The organism is Brucella lupini (assembly GCF_002252535.1).
Classification (GTDB): Bacteria; Pseudomonadota; Alphaproteobacteria; order Rhizobiales; family Rhizobiaceae; genus Brucella; species Brucella anthropi.
The window spans coordinates 1-14,125 of the sequence record NZ_NNRN01000041.1 but is presented as its reverse complement, the minus strand read 5'-3'; the positions used below and the strand labels follow the sequence as shown (position 1 = coordinate 14,125).

Below are 14,125 nucleotides of genomic sequence, written 5' to 3'. Positions count from 1 at the left end.
GATTTGTTCGCTTATGCCGTGCCGGTCGAACCGAAGCCGCCAGCGCCGCGCGCCGTCTCGGTTACTTGGGCGCGCTCTTCAATCTTCGGCTGGACGACTGGTGCGAAAACAGCCTGTGCAATACGCATACCGCGTTCGATGCGGAAATCGTCATCGCCCAGATTGATGAGAAGAACCTTCACCTCGCCACGATAATCGGAATCGATGGTGCCGGGCGTATTGAGGCAGGTGATGCCGTTCTTGAAGGCAAGGCCCGAGCGCGGACGAATCTGCACTTCAAAACCTTCGGGAATTTCGAAGATCAGCCCTGTCGGCACCAGCGTGCGCCGTCCCGGCAGGAGAACGATCTGGCGATCTTCGGCAACGGCTGCCCGCAGGTCCATGCCAGCCGAACCCGTTGTCTCATAGGCCGGGAGTTCGAGGCCTTTCGCATGTTCGAGGCGGATGATGCCGAGCGTTGGCGCTTGTGCGGATGCTACGGTCATGAGGGGGCCTTTCTTGCGGAACATTGTTTCATCGCGCATCTTGTCTGAAACCGTTTCACACTTTTCAGGATGCGCTCTAAATTGGCGACGCTCATACGTGAAAACCAATGAAAGGTGTACCGTCTATTTGCTGTTTTGCAATGATAGTGCGGCACAGGATCATGCTTTTACACGATGAGTTGCCCTCCGCGAGGGATTTAATCCCGCTCCAACGGCACGGCGGTCGTTTCCTTGATCTCTTCCATGACGAACGAAGCCGAAACATCTGACAGGGGAACACTGGCGATCAGCCGCTGGTAAAGACGGTCATAGGCCTTGACGTCGGAAACGCGCGCCTTCAGCACATAGTCCAGATCGCCGGTCATGCGATAAACCCCGACGATCTCTGGAAAGCGCCCCATGGCACCGCGAAATTTGCCCAGCCAATCGGGGTCGTGGCTTGATGTGCGAACCAGAATAAAGACGGACAGACCGCAACCGGCCATCTCGGCATCGACAAGAGCGACACGCGCCTTGATGATCCCTTCATCCTCCATGCGCTTGACCCGGCGCCAGCAGGCATTGCGCGATAAGTGTACCCGCTCAGAGAGAGAATCAACGGACAGGGTCCCGTCGATTTGCAGTTGATCCAGGATTTTACGGTCAATTTCGTCGAGAACTGGTTTCATAGTGGGATGATTGTCCCAATAAATAGTAATTATCAAGGATATTTTGAGATTTCATCTCAGATGCATTTGCTAGAATGATTTTCCAGAAAGGCGCGATATGCGCCGTATAACGGGAACAACTTACTCATTGACGGGAGTATTTCCAATGACCACTCGCATCACGCGCCTCTTCACCGAACACCCTCAATCGGTTGACGAGACCTATTTTGAACATATGGCCTTTGCCGGACGTTTTTCGTTCAAGCTTTTTTGTGCGGCCTTTGCAGCACTGATCCATGCAATTTTGCCATTTTTGTTCGAGAAGACGGCGAGCACAATCGTCCGCCAGCTTTATGAGCGGACGCATAACCGGGGCCGGTAAATACCGGATCGCAAATGTGTCGTTGGGCCGCCTATCTCGGACCTGAAACCTATCTGGAAGACATCATATCGTCTCCCTGCCATTCGCTCGTGGCGCAAAGCCACGATGCGCATGAAGCCAAAACACGTACCAATGGCGACGGCTTCGGCGTTGCCTGGTATGGCAATCGCGATGAACCGGGCCTTTATCGGGATATTCTGCCCGCATGGTCCGACCAGAATCTTCGCAGCCTTGCGCGGCAAATTCAGTCGCGCCTTTTCCTTGCGCATGTGCGGGCCTCGACCGGCGGGCTGACCAGCCGTTCCAACTGCCATCCCTTCGTTTCCGGACGCTGGAGCTTCATGCATAACGGCCAGATCGGTCATTTCGACCGGCTGCGTCGCAGGCTGGAAAGCCATTTGAGCGACGACGTCTATGGCCAGAAACATGGCGCAACCGATTCGGAACTGATCTTTCTTCTGATGCTGGAATTCGGTCTCGACACTGATCCAGTGCTGGCCATGAAGCGCATGGTGGCAACGGTTGTCGAGGAAGCAGTTCGCGGCGGTGTGCCGCCATTTCTGCGGCTGACTGCGGCGTTTTCCGACGGGAATCAGCTTTACGCGATCCGCTATGCGACCGATGCTTTCGCGCCGACGCTTTATACGGCGACACTTGGCGGATCGTCCGGCATATGCGTGGTGTCGGAGCCGCTGGACGGTGAAGCCGCCAACTGGATGGCGGTGCCGGCAAACAGTTTTGTTACTGTCTCCCGGCAAGGCCGCATTGCGATCGAGAGCTTTGAGGAACCAATTTCCCGGCCGCAGGATGCTGTGACGGTTTAGGCGTTCCCGATCAATATGCCTGCCGCCAGCACGAGGCCGCCGCCCAGTACCACCTGAAGCACAGAGCGGAGGAACGGTGTTTCCATATAGCGGTTCTGGATGAAGGCGATGGCCCAGAGTTCGAAGAAGACCAGAATCGCTGCGATGCTTGTGGCGGTCCAGAAATCCTTGATCAGGTAGGGCAGAGTATGACCAAGGCCGCCCAGCGTCGTCATGATGCCGCAGGACAGGCCGCGCTTGATCGGCGAGCCTCGGCCCGAGAGCTTGCCGTCATCGTGGATGGCTTCGGTGAAGCCCATCGAAATACCGGCGCCGACCGAGGCGGACAGGCCGACCAGAAAGGTCTGCCAGGTATCCTGGGTCGCAAAGGCGGCGGCGAAGATCGGGGCAAGCGTTGAAACCGATCCGTCCATCAGGCCAGCAAGCCCGGGTTGGACATAGGTGAGGATGAACTGCTTGCGCTCGGCGGCGCGCTCCTCATCCTGCACATCGTCCGGCGTCAGTGTGTGTTCCAGTGACTCGGCCTTGGCTTCATGCTGCTTTTCCTGCTGGGCAAGGTCGCCCAGCAATTTGCGGGTGTCTGCATCGCTGACGCGCTTGGCCGCCTCGACATAGAAGCGGTAGGCCTGTTCCTCCATTTCCGATGCAGCTTCACGCACCTTATCGATGCCAAGCGGACGCACCAGCCAGTCCGGCTTGCGATCGTAATAGCCGCTGACATGCTCGCGGCGGATCAGCGGAATCCGGTCGCCAAAGCGGGCTTTGTGGCGTTCGATCAGCGCATCGCGATGTCCGTGTTCTTCTGCCGCCATCTGTTCGAAGATTTTCGCCGATTGCGGAAACTCGTCACGCAAGCCGTCGGCATAGGCGAGATAGATGCGTGCGTCGTCTTCTTCGGAGGATATGGCAAGCGCCAGAATTTCCTGTTCGGAAAGCGAATCGAAAGGGCGACGGTCGTTGCGGAAGAATCGGCTGAGCATCATGGAATCCAAAGTTTAGAATAGTTCTAAAATAGGCTTCGACATCTGGAAGTCAAGCCTTGCAGTGCATGCACAATTGGCGCATTAAAACCCACCCGAAAAGATCGGCCCCACTGCGTAAACCACCAGAAAAGAATCGAATCGATGGCATCGACGAATCTCCACGCAAGCAACAGTCCCCGTCCGCTTAACCGGCAGGATTTCCGCACGCTCGGCCTTTCGGCCCTTGGCGGTGCGCTGGAGTTTTATGATTTCATCATTTTCGTGTTCTTTGCGAGCGTCATAGGCCATCTGTTTTTTCCGCCTGACATGCCCGACTGGCTGGTGCTGATCCAGACGTTCGGTATTTTCGCAGCCGGTTATCTGGTGCGCCCGATTGGCGGCATCGTGCTGGCGCATTTCGGTGACAAGTTCGGCCGCAAGCGCGTCTTCGCCTTCTCGGTGTTTCTGATGTCGATTTCGACACTGGCCATGGCCTGCCTGCCGACCTATGCGACGCTGGGCGTTGGCGCGCCGATCCTGCTGATCGTCTTCCGCATGTTGCAGGGTGCCGCCATTGGCGGTGAAGTTCCGGGCGCATGGACCTTCGTGGCCGAGCATGTGCCTGCCAATCGTGTCGGCATGGCGTGCGGTTTCCTGTGCTCTGGCCTCACGCTCGGCATTATGATCGGCTCGCTGATCGCCACTGCCATCAATTGGATTTTCACACCTGAAGAACTGGCTACTTATGCATGGCGTATTCCATTTTTCATTGGCGGAATCTTCGGCCTGTTTGCCGTTTATCTGCGCCGCTGGCTGGCTGAAACGCCGATCTTCACCGAGATGAAGAACAGCCATCTGCTCAAGGATAAGCTGCCGCTCGGCACTGTTCTGCGCAACCACATGCATGGCGTTATCATTTCCGTGCTGCTGACATGGATCTTGTCGGCAGGCATCGTGGTCACCACGCTGATGACCGCAACTTTCCTGCAGAAACTTTATGGCTACACGCCTTTGCAGTCGCTTGCCGCCACAAGCTTCGGCACGCTGTTCCTGATGTTCGGAACTGTGAGCGCAGGCGCGATTGTCGACCGCATTGGCAGCGGACGTTTCTTCGCTGTTGCAGGCATTTTCTTCGGTATTGCGACTTTCGTGTTCTACACCTATGCGGCGGTTTCCCTGCCGGTCCTGTTTGCACTTTACGCTGTGATGGGGCTTTCGGTCGGCATGGTTGGTGCAGTGCCTTATGTGATGGTACGCGCATTCCCGGCACCGGTTCGCTTCTCGGGTCTGTCATTTTCCTACAATGTTTCCTATGCGGTCTTTGGTGGTCTGACGCCGGTGATCGTGACGTCGCTTCTGGCGGTCAATCCGATGGCACATGCCTGGTATCTGGTGTTCATCGCTGCCCTGACCTGTGGCCTTGGTCTTTACCTGATGGCTCGCAGCGATCAGGTCGAAGGCGAAATCGGTCTGACTGAGCTGTCGGTCGGGACTGCTGTTCCACAGCCGAACTGATAAAAAGGGCCGCGAAAGCGGCCCTTTTTCAATCAGAGTATCTTCTGCATGAAGGTAAGATCGAGCCAGCGCCCGAATTTCTGGCCGACCTGTTTCAGCGTGCCGCAGTCTTCAAAGCCCTGCGATTTGTGTAGCGCGATGGACGCAGCATTGCCTGCTTCGATACCGGCAATCAGTACATGCACCTTTCGCTCGCGCGCTTCTTCCACAAGCTCGGTCAGGAGAGCGCGTCCGATGCCGCCACCGCGTGCGTCGCTCGCCACATAGATCGAAAGTTCGGAGGAATGGCGGAAACCCTCGAACGGGCGAAACGGGCCATAGCTCGCATAGCCGACGACCTGCCCCTCACGCTCGGCCACCAGCACCGGAAAGCCGTCACGATTGCGGGCTTTGAGCCATTCACGACGGTTTTCCAGATCGACGAGCGTTTCATTCCAGATGGCGAGCGTGTTCTCTACCGCATCATTATAGATGGCGAGCAGGGCAGGGAGATCGGTTTCCGTCGCGTGGCGGATGAGGAGGGTCATTTCAAAGCCTTATTGAACAAGAAAACGGCGGGATTTCTCCCGCCGTATCCGATCATTTGCAAGTGAAAAGAATCACCCTTGAGCTTTCAGCTCCAGACGGCGGCGATGCAGGACTGGTTCGGTGTAGCCGTTCGGCTGCTCGCGGCCCTTGAAGACCAGATCGCATGCGGCCTGGAAGGCAATCGACTTGTCGAAGTCAGCGGCCATCGGGCGGTAGAGGGCATCGCCTTCGTTCTGCTTGTCGACGACGGCTGCCATGCGCTTCATGGTTTCCATCACTTGGGCTTCCGAAACGACGCCATGATAGAGCCAGTTGGCGATGTGCTGTGCGGAGATGCGCAGCGTTGCGCGGTCTTCCATCAGGCCGACATTGTTGATGTCCGGAACCTTCGAGCAGCCAACGCCCTGATCGACCCAGCGCACGACGTAGCCCAGAATGCCTTGCGCGTTATTGTCGATTTCGTGCTGGATGTCTTCCGGCGTCCAGTTCGGGCGGGTTGCGACCGGCACCGACAGAATGTCGTCGAGCTTGGCGCGCGGACGGCTCTTCAGCTTTGCCTGAACGGCAGCAACATCCACCTGATGATAGTGGGTCGCGTGAAGGGTGGCAGCGGTCGGCGACGGCACCCATGCGGTATTCGCTCCGGCCTTCGGATGGGCGATTTTCTGTTCCAGCATGGCTGCCATCAGGTCCGGCATGGCCCACATGCCCTTGCCAATCTGCGCATGGCCGGAAAGGCCGCATTCGAGACCGATATCGACATTCCACTGTTCGTAAGCACCGATCCAAGCGGCCTGCTTCATATCGCCCTTGCGGATCATCGGGCCTGCTTCCATCGAGGTATGGATCTCGTCGCCGGTGCGGTCAAGGAAGCCGGTATTGATGAAGACGACACGTTCCTTGGCGGCGCGGATCGCTTCCTTGAGGTTAACCGTGGTGCGGCGTTCCTCGTCCATGATGCCGATTTTAAGCGTGTTCGGCTTCATGCCGAGCATTTCTTCGGTACGGGTGAAGATTTCGTTGGCGAAAGCCACTTCTTCCGGGCCGTGCATCTTCGGCTTTACGATATAGACCGAGCCTTCGCGCGAATTCATGTGGCGACCATTGGGGCCGATATCGTGCAGCGCGATCAGGCTGGTGAAGGCTGCATCCATGATACCTTCCGGCACTTCATGGCCGTCGGCATCAATGATTGCCGGATTGGTCATGAGGTGGCCGACATTGCGCACCAGCATCAGGGAGCGGCCCTTGAGCGACAGCGTGGAACCGTCCGCAGCCTTGTAGCTGCGGTCGCCATTGAGGCGGCGGGTCATCTGCTTGCCGTTCTTCTCGAACGTGTCTTCCAGCTTGCCGTTCATCAGGCCGAGCCAGTTGCGATAAACCGCAACCTTGTCTTCGGCATCGACGGCAGCAATCGAATCTTCGCAATCTTGAATCGTGCTGACGGCAGATTCCAGAACCACATCGGCAATATGGGCCGGATCGGTCTTGCCGATCGGATGGTCCGCATTGACGACGATATCGACATGCATGTTGTTCTTCGCCAGCAGTACATTGGTCGGGGCGGCTGCGTCGCCATTATAACCCTTGAACTGGTTGGCATCCTTCAGCGCCGCTGCCGAACCGTCGGTCAGCTTGATTTCAAGTTTACCGTCCTTGACGGCGAGACCGGCGACATTGGCCCAGTTGCCGGTGGTAAGCGGTGCGCTTTCATCGAGGAAATTTTTCGCCCAGGCGATGACCTTTTCGCCACGCTTCGGATTGTAGCCCTTGCCCTTTTCCGCACCGTCGGCATCGGAAATCGCGTCGGTGCCGTAGAGCGCATCATAGAGCGAACCCCAGCGCGCATTAGCGGCGTTGAGCGCGTAGCGGGCATTCATCACCGGAACGACAAGCTGCGGGCCAGCGATATGGGTGATTTCCGGATCGACATTGGTGGTCGAAACCGAGAACTCACCGCCTTCCGGCAGGAGATAGCCGATGTCCTTCAGGAACTGCTGGTAATCCGCCTGGCTGTAGCCCTTGTCGCGGTTCTGCTTGTACCAGGCATCGATCTTGGCCTGCAGGTCGTCACGCTTGGCAAGGAGGGCGCGGTTCTTCGGTGCGAGATCGCGGATGATGGCGGCAAAGCCCTTCCAAAACTTTTCCGGCTCCACACCGGTTCCGGGAGCAGCTTCCTTGGCCAGAAATTCCACCAGTTCAGGGGCAACGCGCAAGCCTTCTATCTCAACGTAATTACCGGCTTTCTGAGAAACCATGGCTCTGCCTCCTTCAAAATAAACAAATCTACCGCCGGCACTCTTCAGTGCCAGCTATCATGTTGCCTTTGAACCGCTTTGGTGTGCTTTCGTCAATCGGTGCGTGGGCACATCATCTGTGACGCTGCGGCGAAAATAGCTTTTATAGGGACAGCTTGGCGCGAATATCGTCGGGCGTAAAGCCTTGTTCGCGCAATGATGCGAGCGCTGTATCCTGCCGGCTTTTCGATAGTTTCATCCCGTCGTCGCCCAGCACCAGATCGTGATGGTGATAAAGCGGCTCGGGCAGGCCGAGCAGCTTCTGCAGCAGCCGGTGCACGGATGTCGCGTGAAACAGATCGTGCCCGCGCACGACATGGGTGATGCCCTGCAAGGCATCGTCCACGACAACGGAGAGGTGATAGCTGGTTGGTGTGTCCTTGCGGGCAATCACCACGTCGCCCCATTGTGCTGGATCGGCGTTCACGCGTCCGGTCTCGCCATCCGGCCCCGCGCCGCTTTCGTTCCAGAAGAGCGCTTCGCCAGCCATGTCGAGTGCTTTCTCCATATTGAGCCGCCAGGCATAGGACATGCCTGAGGCGATACGCTCCATCTGTTCCTTTTCGGTCAGATCGCGCTCGCTTTGCGGATAGAGCGGTGTTCCATCCGGGTCGGAAGGCCAGTCCTTGCCCTTGGCGAAAGCTTCGCCGATCCGCTCGCGAACTTCGCCCCGGCTGAGAAATGCCGGATAGACGAGGCCCTTGTCGGCAAGTTTGGTCAGGGCGTTGCGATATTCGCCGAAATGTTCCGACTGGCGGCGCACAGGGGTTTCCCATGTCAGGCCAAGCCAGCGGAGATCGTCGTAAATGCCTTGTTCCAGCGCAGGCGTACAGCGTGCTGTGTCGATATCTTCCATGCGCAGCAGGAAGCGCCCGTTGCTCTTTTTGGCCATATCTGCGTTCAGAAGAGCGGAATAGGCATGGCCAAGGTGAAGCTGGCCATTGGGACTCGGAGCAAAGCGGAACACAGGTGCGGTCATGGTGTTTTCAATGTCAGTTGCCGGTGTCAGTTGAATGTCATCTGATTCCATTGGTACGTTGTGCACCGAGAGAATGAAAGGCTGTGCGATGCGGCGGATCGATACATTGAGCGATATTGAGGCGGGGCTGGAGGCTCTGGTTCTCGCCGATATTCGGCTGGCCGATATTCGGAGCCGGTCCCATGCGGTGCCGCTACGCCGGTCCGAACCCGGATTTGAAAGTCTGGCATCCATCATTGTCGCACAACAGGTTTCGACGGCCAGTGCCACCGCGATCTGGGCCCGGCTGAAACAGGCCATCGATCCGCTGACGCCCGAAACCTATATTGCGGGCGGGGAGGAGGCTTGGCGTTTTGCTGGTCTCTCGCGTCCCAAGCAGAGAACGCTGTTTGCCTTGAGTGAAGCTTTGGCAGAAGGGGCAATCGACCTGCATGGGCTTTGCGATCTGCCTGCCGAAGAAGCGATCGCGGCACTGACGGCCATCAAAGGCATCGGCCCATGGACGGCGGAGGTCTATCTTCTGTTTGCTGCCGGTCATCCGGACGTGTTTCCGGCTGGCGATGTGGCCTTGCAGACGGCTGTTGGCCACGCCTTTGCACATGAGATCCGGCCTGATGCTGTTGCCCTTCGCAAGCTGGCGGAAGACTGGGCGCCATGGCGCGGCGTGGCGGCGCGATTGTTCTGGGCTTATTATGCGGCGATCAAGGGGCGTGAAGCGGCGCCACTTTTATAGATGCTGCTGTAAAACTTGCGTGTTTCCCGAAGCATAAATGCGTTTCCGCTTCACAATCCTGTCACGTCGGGCTTACATTATCCGCATCGGCTGATGACGGAATTTCGATTCGCGGAAGCTTGATTTTCTGCTGATTGCAGTCCCGTCCTTAGAGCGCCGTGCGCCCTATGGGGCGCACAAAGGTGCTCTAATTATTTGAGAATACGCATCGGGCTTTTCAAAAATCGATTTCGATTTTTGGACCGATGCGTGGAAGGTTGGAGCGTCGTTGTTGCGCCCAAATGGACGCGCGGCGCTTCGATGAAAGCGCAATTCCGCATGGAGAGCCATTTCGCCCTTTTTCGGAGTTGCTCTGAAGGAGGTGCGCCCTTGACTGTTGCCGTCTCGCCCAGAACCGTCTCGACCAGTGGCTTGCCCGCGCTGGTTCTGAACGCTGATTACCGTCCGCTCAGCTATTATCCCCTGTCGCTCTGGTCCTGGCAGGATGCGATCAAGGCGGTGTTTCTCGAACGCGTGAACATTGTGGCGGAATACGATCACATCGTTTCCTCACCATCGTTCTCCATGCGCGTTCCGAGCGTGATTTGCCTGAAGGATTATGTGAAGCCGCCGCGCTATCCTGCGTTCACGCGCTTCAACGTCTTTTTGCGTGATCGTTTCGAGTGCCAGTATTGCGGCTCGCCGCATGACCTGACTTTCGATCACGTTACCCCGCGTTGCCATGGCGGCGAGACGACGTGGGAAAATGTGGTCGCCGCCTGTTCACCATGCAATCTGCGCAAGGGCGGCATGATGCCTGCCGTCGCGCATATGTGGCCGCGCCAGAAGCCAGCCATGCCGACTGTGCAGGACCTGCACAATAACGGCCGCCTTTTCCCACCCAACCATCTGCACGATAGCTGGCTCGATTTTCTGTACTGGGATGTCGAACTGGAGCCCTGATCCCTATAGTTTCCCGCTTTTACTTCCCACTTTTCGCAAAAGCGCCGTAGTAGCCGATAGCTGCAAAGAGCAGGCTTGCGACGACGTTCCATCCGGCAAAGGACAGGCCGAGGAAGTGGCCCGGCGCGCTGTCGCATGCGGGCGGACGCGTCGAATTGAGGTCGCTCAGGAGATTGCCTGCATCCAGCGTGACTTTCATTGTCGCGGCACTGCAATCAACCGGTCCCGGCCAGTATTTCAGTTCAACGCCGGTATGATAGATGGCAAGCGCCAGCCCGAAGGTCATCAAGAGTGCGCCGATCAGGATAAGACCGCGCGTCAGGATCGGGGGCCATTTCAGGCCGTAGGAGACCCAAGCTGCAGCCAGAACCGGAACGCCGATATAGTAAGGCGTGCGCTGTTCGAGACAGAGCTTGCAGGGCATGAAGCCAGCCAGATGCTCGAAGCCCAGTGCCGTGCCGACAGTTGCGGCGAGGCCGATGGTCATGATGCCTGCGGTCCATGCCTGTGTTTTGCCGACCGGATTATTGAGTGCAAACGCCATATGGGATTCCCTGAAAAGGCTCTCTTATTCTTAAGGCAAACTGCTTGCTTGTCTCCAAGCAATTTATTTTGACCGAGTTTGGGCGAACCGCTCAGGCGTGAAGATATTTCACAGCAAAGAAGAGCGCGATCAGGACGACAGCTACGAGACTTGCGATCAGGCCAAGACGCTTTTCGATGAAATCGCGGATCGGTTCGCCATAACGGCGCAGCAGCCAGGCGAGGAAATAGAAACGCGCACCGCGCGCAACGATCGCCGATGCGATGAAGAGCCAGATATTGATGCCAGCTGCACCGGACAGGATCGTCACCACCTTGATCGGCGGCAGATGTGCAAGGCCGGAGGTGATCAGCATCAATAGAATGGTGTCGGCGCTGGTTGTACCGCGCAATTGCTCGAACGTGTCGAGCTTGCCGTACATCTCGAGTACCGGTTTGGCGATCTGCTCGTAGGCATGATAGCCGAGATACCAGCCCGCAATGCCGCCAAGGACGGAAGCCACTGTTGCGATGAAGGCATAACGCCAGGCGCGTTCGGGGCGGGCAAGTGCCATGGGCAGAAACAGGACGTCGGCGGGGACAAGAAAGACCGAGCTTTCTACAAAGGCGATGATGGCGAGCCACCATTCGGCGGATTTTCTTGCGGCAAGCGAAATCGTCCAGTCGTAAAGGCGGCGCAGCATATATTTTCCGGATTATCTTTGGCGGAAGCCATATTAGTAGTTGCACCGTCTATAAATAAAAAAGATGGCGCGAACAATGCGCGCCATCTTTTTTGACACTGCTTTCCAGGGAACGGTATGGAAAACAGCGGTTTTTAACGCTTGTAGGCGCTGCAGATATATTTGGTCTCGAGATATTCCTCGATGCCGTATTTGGAGCCTTCACGACCGAGGCCTGACTGCTTCACGCCGCCAAAGGGCGCGACTTCGTTGGAAATGAGCCCGGTATTGTGACCAACCATGCCGTATTCCAGTCCTTCGCTGACGCGGATCGCGCGGCTGAAATTCTCCGTATAGAAATAAGCCGCCAGACCGAAGATCGTATCATTGGCCATGGCGATGACTTCTTCTTCCGTGTCGAAGGCGAAGAGTGGGGCCAGCGGGCCGAAAGTTTCTTCCTTGGCTACGATCATGTCAGGCGTTACGCCCGTCAGCACGCCCGGTTCGAAGAACAGACCGCCCAGTTCTTTACCGCCGGTGATGAGCTTCGCGCCCTTGGATACGGCATCGTCAATATGTGCCTTGACCTTGGTGATGGCCTTCGGTTCGATCATTGGGCCGATGACGACACCTGGTTCTGTGCCATTGCCGACCTTGAGTTCCTTGACCTTGGCCGCGAGCTTCTCAGCGAACTTGTCGTAGATCCCGCGCTGCACATAGATGCGGTTGGCGCAGACACAGGTCTGGCCCGCATTGCGGTATTTGGAAATCATGGCGCCGTCGACGGCTGCGTCCAAATCGGCATCGTCGAACACGATGAACGGCGCATTGCCGCCAAGTTCCAGCGAGATGCGCTTGATGGTCGGGGCGCATTGCGCCATCAGCAGGCGTCCGACTTCCGTCGAGCCGGTGAAGGAGAGCTTGCGCACAATATCATTGCTTGTCAGTTCAGCGCCAATTTCACGTGCCTTGCCTGTAACGATCTGGAGAACGCCAGCCGGGATGCCTGCCTTTTCGGCAAGAACGCCAAGCGCCAGTGCCGTCAGAGGCGTGAGATCGGCGGGGCGCACGATCATGGTGCAACCGGCCGCAAGGGCAGGTGCTGCCTTGCGGGTAATCATCGCCGCCGGGAAGTTCCAAGGGGTGATTGCGGCAGTGACGCCGACCGGCTGGCGGATGACCGTCAGGCGCTGCCCGGCCTGCGGGGCAGGGATAGTGTCTCCATAAACGCGTTTTGCTTCTTCAGCGAACCATTCGATGAATGATGCCGCATAAAGAACTTCGCCGCGTGCCTCGGCAAGCGGCTTGCCCTGTTCCGATGTCATGATAAGAGCAATATCATCGGCATTGGCAACGATGAGATCGAACCATTTACGCAGGACCGCTGTGCGCTCCTTGGCGGTCTTGGCGGCCCATGCCGGGAAAGCCTTTGCGGAAGCGTCGATGGCTTCCTTGATGGTCGCGACAGAAAGAGAGGGAACTGTGCCGATGACCGAACCGTCTGCCGGATTGGTCACGTCGATCTTGGTGCCGTCCGTGGCGTCGATCCAGTGCCCGTCAACGAGGCATTGCGATTTGAGCAGTGAGGGGTCTTTCAAAGCGAGCATATTGATGTTCCATCCCGGTCTTGCAGAGAAAGCTTGTTCAGTATACTGAACAGCTTACGATATTTTGAATTAAACAGCCCGTAATAATCAAAGTCAAACGGTTAATCAGGCGGTCGATCAGGTGAACGCAAAGCTATGACGAAAACGGTGAGCGACGAAGAGAGTTCCCAGAAACTGGTGCCGGCAGTTATGCGTGCGGCGCAAATTCTGGATCAGATCGCGAAATCCACGCAGGAAGGCGGCAAGGGGTCTGCGGACGGGCTCAAGCTTTCCGATCTGGCCCGTCGGACTGGCTTGCCGAAAAGCAGTGTGCACGGACTTTGCCAAACGCTGGTGCATCTCAAGCTGCTGAAGCTCAACGGTGACGGAAGCTTCAGCATGGGATCGCAATCAGTGCGCTGGGCCAATGTGTTCATGGCTGGCAGCGACATTGTCGATGCATTTCATGAGGCGGTTGCGGATGCCGATGGGCTTGGCGCGCATACATTGACGCTTTCGCATCTGGAAGGACCGGATGTCATTTATCTTTCGTGCCGCAACTCGACCGCGCCATTGGGAATCACATTCCGCATCGGTATGCGGGTTCCCGCTGTCTTTACCGCGACTGGCAAGGCCATGCTGGCAGCGATGTCGCCGCAGGAGTTGGCCCGTCACCTGCCGCCCGAATGGCCCGAGCTGATCACGCCGGCCAGCGCGCCTTCGCTCAAGGCACTGGAGGCCGAGATGGCAGAGGCGAAAGCAAGAGGCTATTCACTGGATAACGGCCAGTTGCGCGAAGGCATGTTCTGCATCGGCGCTGCGATCTGTGACCGGCCTTTCCACCCAACGGCCGGTATCGCTCTGTCCATGATGGCGGCTGAGGCTCGTCCTGACATTATAGAAGATATGGGCAAGCGTGTGCGCGCTCTTGCGAATGATGTGGCGGATCGCATGGGATGGCTCTCTGCCTAAAGCGCAATGGGTCTGCTTTTTGATCGTTGGCTGTGGAAAGAAAATTCCTTCTTTTTTACGAAACTGCG

The 14,125-nt window shown here is 57.3% G+C and carries 15 protein-coding genes; 6 read left to right on the top strand and 9 right to left on the bottom strand.

The genetic code is table 11. From position 1 onward, the window contains the following. Positions 1 to 11: 11 nt before the first annotated feature. Entirely contained in the window at positions 12 to 485 is a 474-nt protein-coding gene (gene dut, locus CES86_RS08495; RefSeq protein ID WP_010661329.1) for a dUTP diphosphatase, read from the bottom strand. 197 nt (positions 486 to 682) lie between these two features. Next, a complete protein-coding gene (locus CES86_RS08490; protein WP_094514164.1) occupies positions 683 to 1,153 on the bottom strand; it encodes an Lrp/AsnC family transcriptional regulator in 471 nt (156 codons plus the stop codon). A 145-nt stretch (positions 1,154 to 1,298) separates the two neighbouring features. On the opposite strand from CES86_RS08490, the gene CES86_RS08485 reads away from it, so the two are divergent. Together CES86_RS08485 and CES86_RS08480 are read left to right on the top strand one after the other, a co-directional pair. Continuing rightward, positions 1,299 to 1,514, top strand: a complete 216-nt coding sequence (locus CES86_RS08485) for a DUF6356 family protein (RefSeq protein ID WP_006473246.1) — start codon at positions 1,299 to 1,301, stop codon at positions 1,512 to 1,514. 14 nt (positions 1,515 to 1,528) lie between these two features. Beyond that, a complete protein-coding gene (locus tag CES86_RS08480) occupies positions 1,529 to 2,338 on the top strand; it encodes a class II glutamine amidotransferase (protein WP_094514162.1) in 810 nt (269 codons plus the stop codon). Here CES86_RS08480 and mbfA read toward each other — a convergent pair. Further along, positions 2,335 to 3,318, bottom strand: a complete 984-nt coding sequence (gene mbfA, locus CES86_RS08475; protein WP_010661326.1) for an iron exporter MbfA — start codon at positions 3,316 to 3,318, stop codon at positions 2,335 to 2,337. The two genes, CES86_RS08480 and mbfA, sit on opposite strands and share 4 nt — an antisense overlap. A 144-nt stretch (positions 3,319 to 3,462) precedes the next feature. Between mbfA and CES86_RS08470 the strand changes: the two genes are divergently transcribed. Continuing rightward, positions 3,463 to 4,815: an MFS transporter gene (locus tag CES86_RS08470; RefSeq protein ID WP_094514161.1), complete on the top strand. Its 1,353-nt coding sequence runs from the start codon at positions 3,463 to 3,465 to the stop codon at positions 4,813 to 4,815. Between the two features lie 32 nt (positions 4,816 to 4,847). Here the strand turns inward: CES86_RS08470 and CES86_RS08465 are convergent, their stop codons facing one another. The 3 genes from CES86_RS08465 to gluQRS form a co-directional block, all read right to left on the bottom strand. Next, a complete protein-coding gene (locus tag CES86_RS08465; protein ID WP_010661324.1) occupies positions 4,848 to 5,342 on the bottom strand; it encodes a GNAT family N-acetyltransferase in 495 nt (164 codons plus the stop codon). 72 nt (positions 5,343 to 5,414) lie between these two features. Then, a complete protein-coding gene (locus CES86_RS08460; protein WP_094514159.1) occupies positions 5,415 to 7,601 on the bottom strand; it encodes a malate synthase G in 2,187 nt (728 codons plus the stop codon). A 142-nt stretch (positions 7,602 to 7,743) separates the two neighbouring features. Continuing rightward, positions 7,744 to 8,619 carry a tRNA glutamyl-Q(34) synthetase GluQRS gene (gene gluQRS, locus CES86_RS08455; RefSeq protein ID WP_012091376.1) on the bottom strand — a complete coding sequence of 292 codons (876 nt, stop codon included), beginning with the start codon at positions 8,617 to 8,619 and terminating at the stop codon, positions 7,744 to 7,746. Between the two features lie 88 nt (positions 8,620 to 8,707). On the opposite strand from gluQRS, the gene CES86_RS08450 reads away from it, so the two are divergent. Both CES86_RS08450 and CES86_RS08445 read left to right on the top strand, forming a co-directional pair. After that, positions 8,708 to 9,352 carry a DNA-3-methyladenine glycosylase family protein gene (locus CES86_RS08450; RefSeq protein ID WP_040129102.1) on the top strand — a complete coding sequence of 215 codons (645 nt, stop codon included), beginning with the start codon at positions 8,708 to 8,710 and terminating at the stop codon, positions 9,350 to 9,352. A gap of 369 nt (positions 9,353 to 9,721) precedes the next feature. Continuing rightward, positions 9,722 to 10,294 carry an HNH endonuclease gene (locus tag CES86_RS08445; protein ID WP_010661320.1) on the top strand — a complete coding sequence of 191 codons (573 nt, stop codon included), beginning with the start codon at positions 9,722 to 9,724 and terminating at the stop codon, positions 10,292 to 10,294. Positions 10,295 to 10,313: 19 nt separating this feature from the next. Here CES86_RS08445 and CES86_RS08440 read toward each other — a convergent pair whose 3' ends face one another. From CES86_RS08440 to CES86_RS08430, 3 genes are all read right to left on the bottom strand, one after another. Further along, positions 10,314 to 10,838: a disulfide bond formation protein B gene (locus tag CES86_RS08440; RefSeq protein WP_012091378.1), complete on the bottom strand. Its 525-nt coding sequence runs from the start codon at positions 10,836 to 10,838 to the stop codon at positions 10,314 to 10,316. Positions 10,839 to 10,929: 91 nt separating this feature from the next. Continuing rightward, complete coding sequence (locus CES86_RS08435; RefSeq protein WP_010661318.1) at positions 10,930 to 11,520, bottom strand: YqaA family protein; 591 nt, start codon at positions 11,518 to 11,520, stop codon at positions 10,930 to 10,932. Positions 11,521 to 11,654: 134 nt separating this feature from the next. Continuing rightward, positions 11,655 to 13,106: an NAD-dependent succinate-semialdehyde dehydrogenase gene (locus tag CES86_RS08430; RefSeq protein WP_094514158.1), complete on the bottom strand. Its 1,452-nt coding sequence runs from the start codon at positions 13,104 to 13,106 to the stop codon at positions 11,655 to 11,657. 135 nt (positions 13,107 to 13,241) lie between these two features. On the opposite strand from CES86_RS08430, the gene CES86_RS08425 reads away from it, so the two are divergent. Next, complete coding sequence (locus CES86_RS08425) at positions 13,242 to 14,057, top strand: IclR family transcriptional regulator (protein WP_012091380.1); 816 nt, start codon at positions 13,242 to 13,244, stop codon at positions 14,055 to 14,057. The last annotated feature ends 68 nt before the right edge of the window (positions 14,058 to 14,125 follow it).

What these genes read in the sequence shown, in the direction of transcription:
- gluQRS (WP_012091376.1), bottom strand. Translation starts at nt 8,619, where the DNA reads ATGACCGCACCTGTGTTCCGCTTTGCTCCGAGTCCCAATGGCCAGCTT.
- CES86_RS08425 (WP_012091380.1), top strand. Translation starts at nt 13,242, where the DNA reads ATGACGAAAACGGTGAGCGACGAAGAGAGTTCCCAGAAACTGGTGCCG.
- mbfA (WP_010661326.1), bottom strand. Translation starts at nt 3,318, where the DNA reads ATGCTCAGCCGATTCTTCCGCAACGACCGTCGCCCTTTCGATTCGCTT.
- dut (WP_010661329.1), bottom strand. Translation starts at nt 485, where the DNA reads ATGACCGTAGCATCCGCACAAGCGCCAACGCTCGGCATCATCCGCCTC.
- CES86_RS08490 (WP_094514164.1), bottom strand. Translation starts at nt 1,153, where the DNA reads ATGAAACCAGTTCTCGACGAAATTGACCGTAAAATCCTGGATCAACTG.
- CES86_RS08485 (WP_006473246.1), top strand. Translation starts at nt 1,299, where the DNA reads ATGACCACTCGCATCACGCGCCTCTTCACCGAACACCCTCAATCGGTT.
- CES86_RS08460 (WP_094514159.1), bottom strand. Translation starts at nt 7,601, where the DNA reads ATGGTTTCTCAGAAAGCCGGTAATTACGTTGAGATAGAAGGCTTGCGC.
- CES86_RS08480 (WP_094514162.1), top strand. Translation starts at nt 1,529, where the DNA reads ATGTGTCGTTGGGCCGCCTATCTCGGACCTGAAACCTATCTGGAAGAC.
- CES86_RS08450 (WP_040129102.1), top strand. Translation starts at nt 8,708, where the DNA reads ATGCGGCGGATCGATACATTGAGCGATATTGAGGCGGGGCTGGAGGCT.
- CES86_RS08430 (WP_094514158.1), bottom strand. Translation starts at nt 13,106, where the DNA reads ATGCTCGCTTTGAAAGACCCCTCACTGCTCAAATCGCAATGCCTCGTT.
- CES86_RS08440 (WP_012091378.1), bottom strand. Translation starts at nt 10,838, where the DNA reads ATGGCGTTTGCACTCAATAATCCGGTCGGCAAAACACAGGCATGGACC.
- CES86_RS08465 (WP_010661324.1), bottom strand. Translation starts at nt 5,342, where the DNA reads ATGACCCTCCTCATCCGCCACGCGACGGAAACCGATCTCCCTGCCCTG.
- CES86_RS08435 (WP_010661318.1), bottom strand. Translation starts at nt 11,520, where the DNA reads ATGCTGCGCCGCCTTTACGACTGGACGATTTCGCTTGCCGCAAGAAAA.
- CES86_RS08470 (WP_094514161.1), top strand. Translation starts at nt 3,463, where the DNA reads ATGGCATCGACGAATCTCCACGCAAGCAACAGTCCCCGTCCGCTTAAC.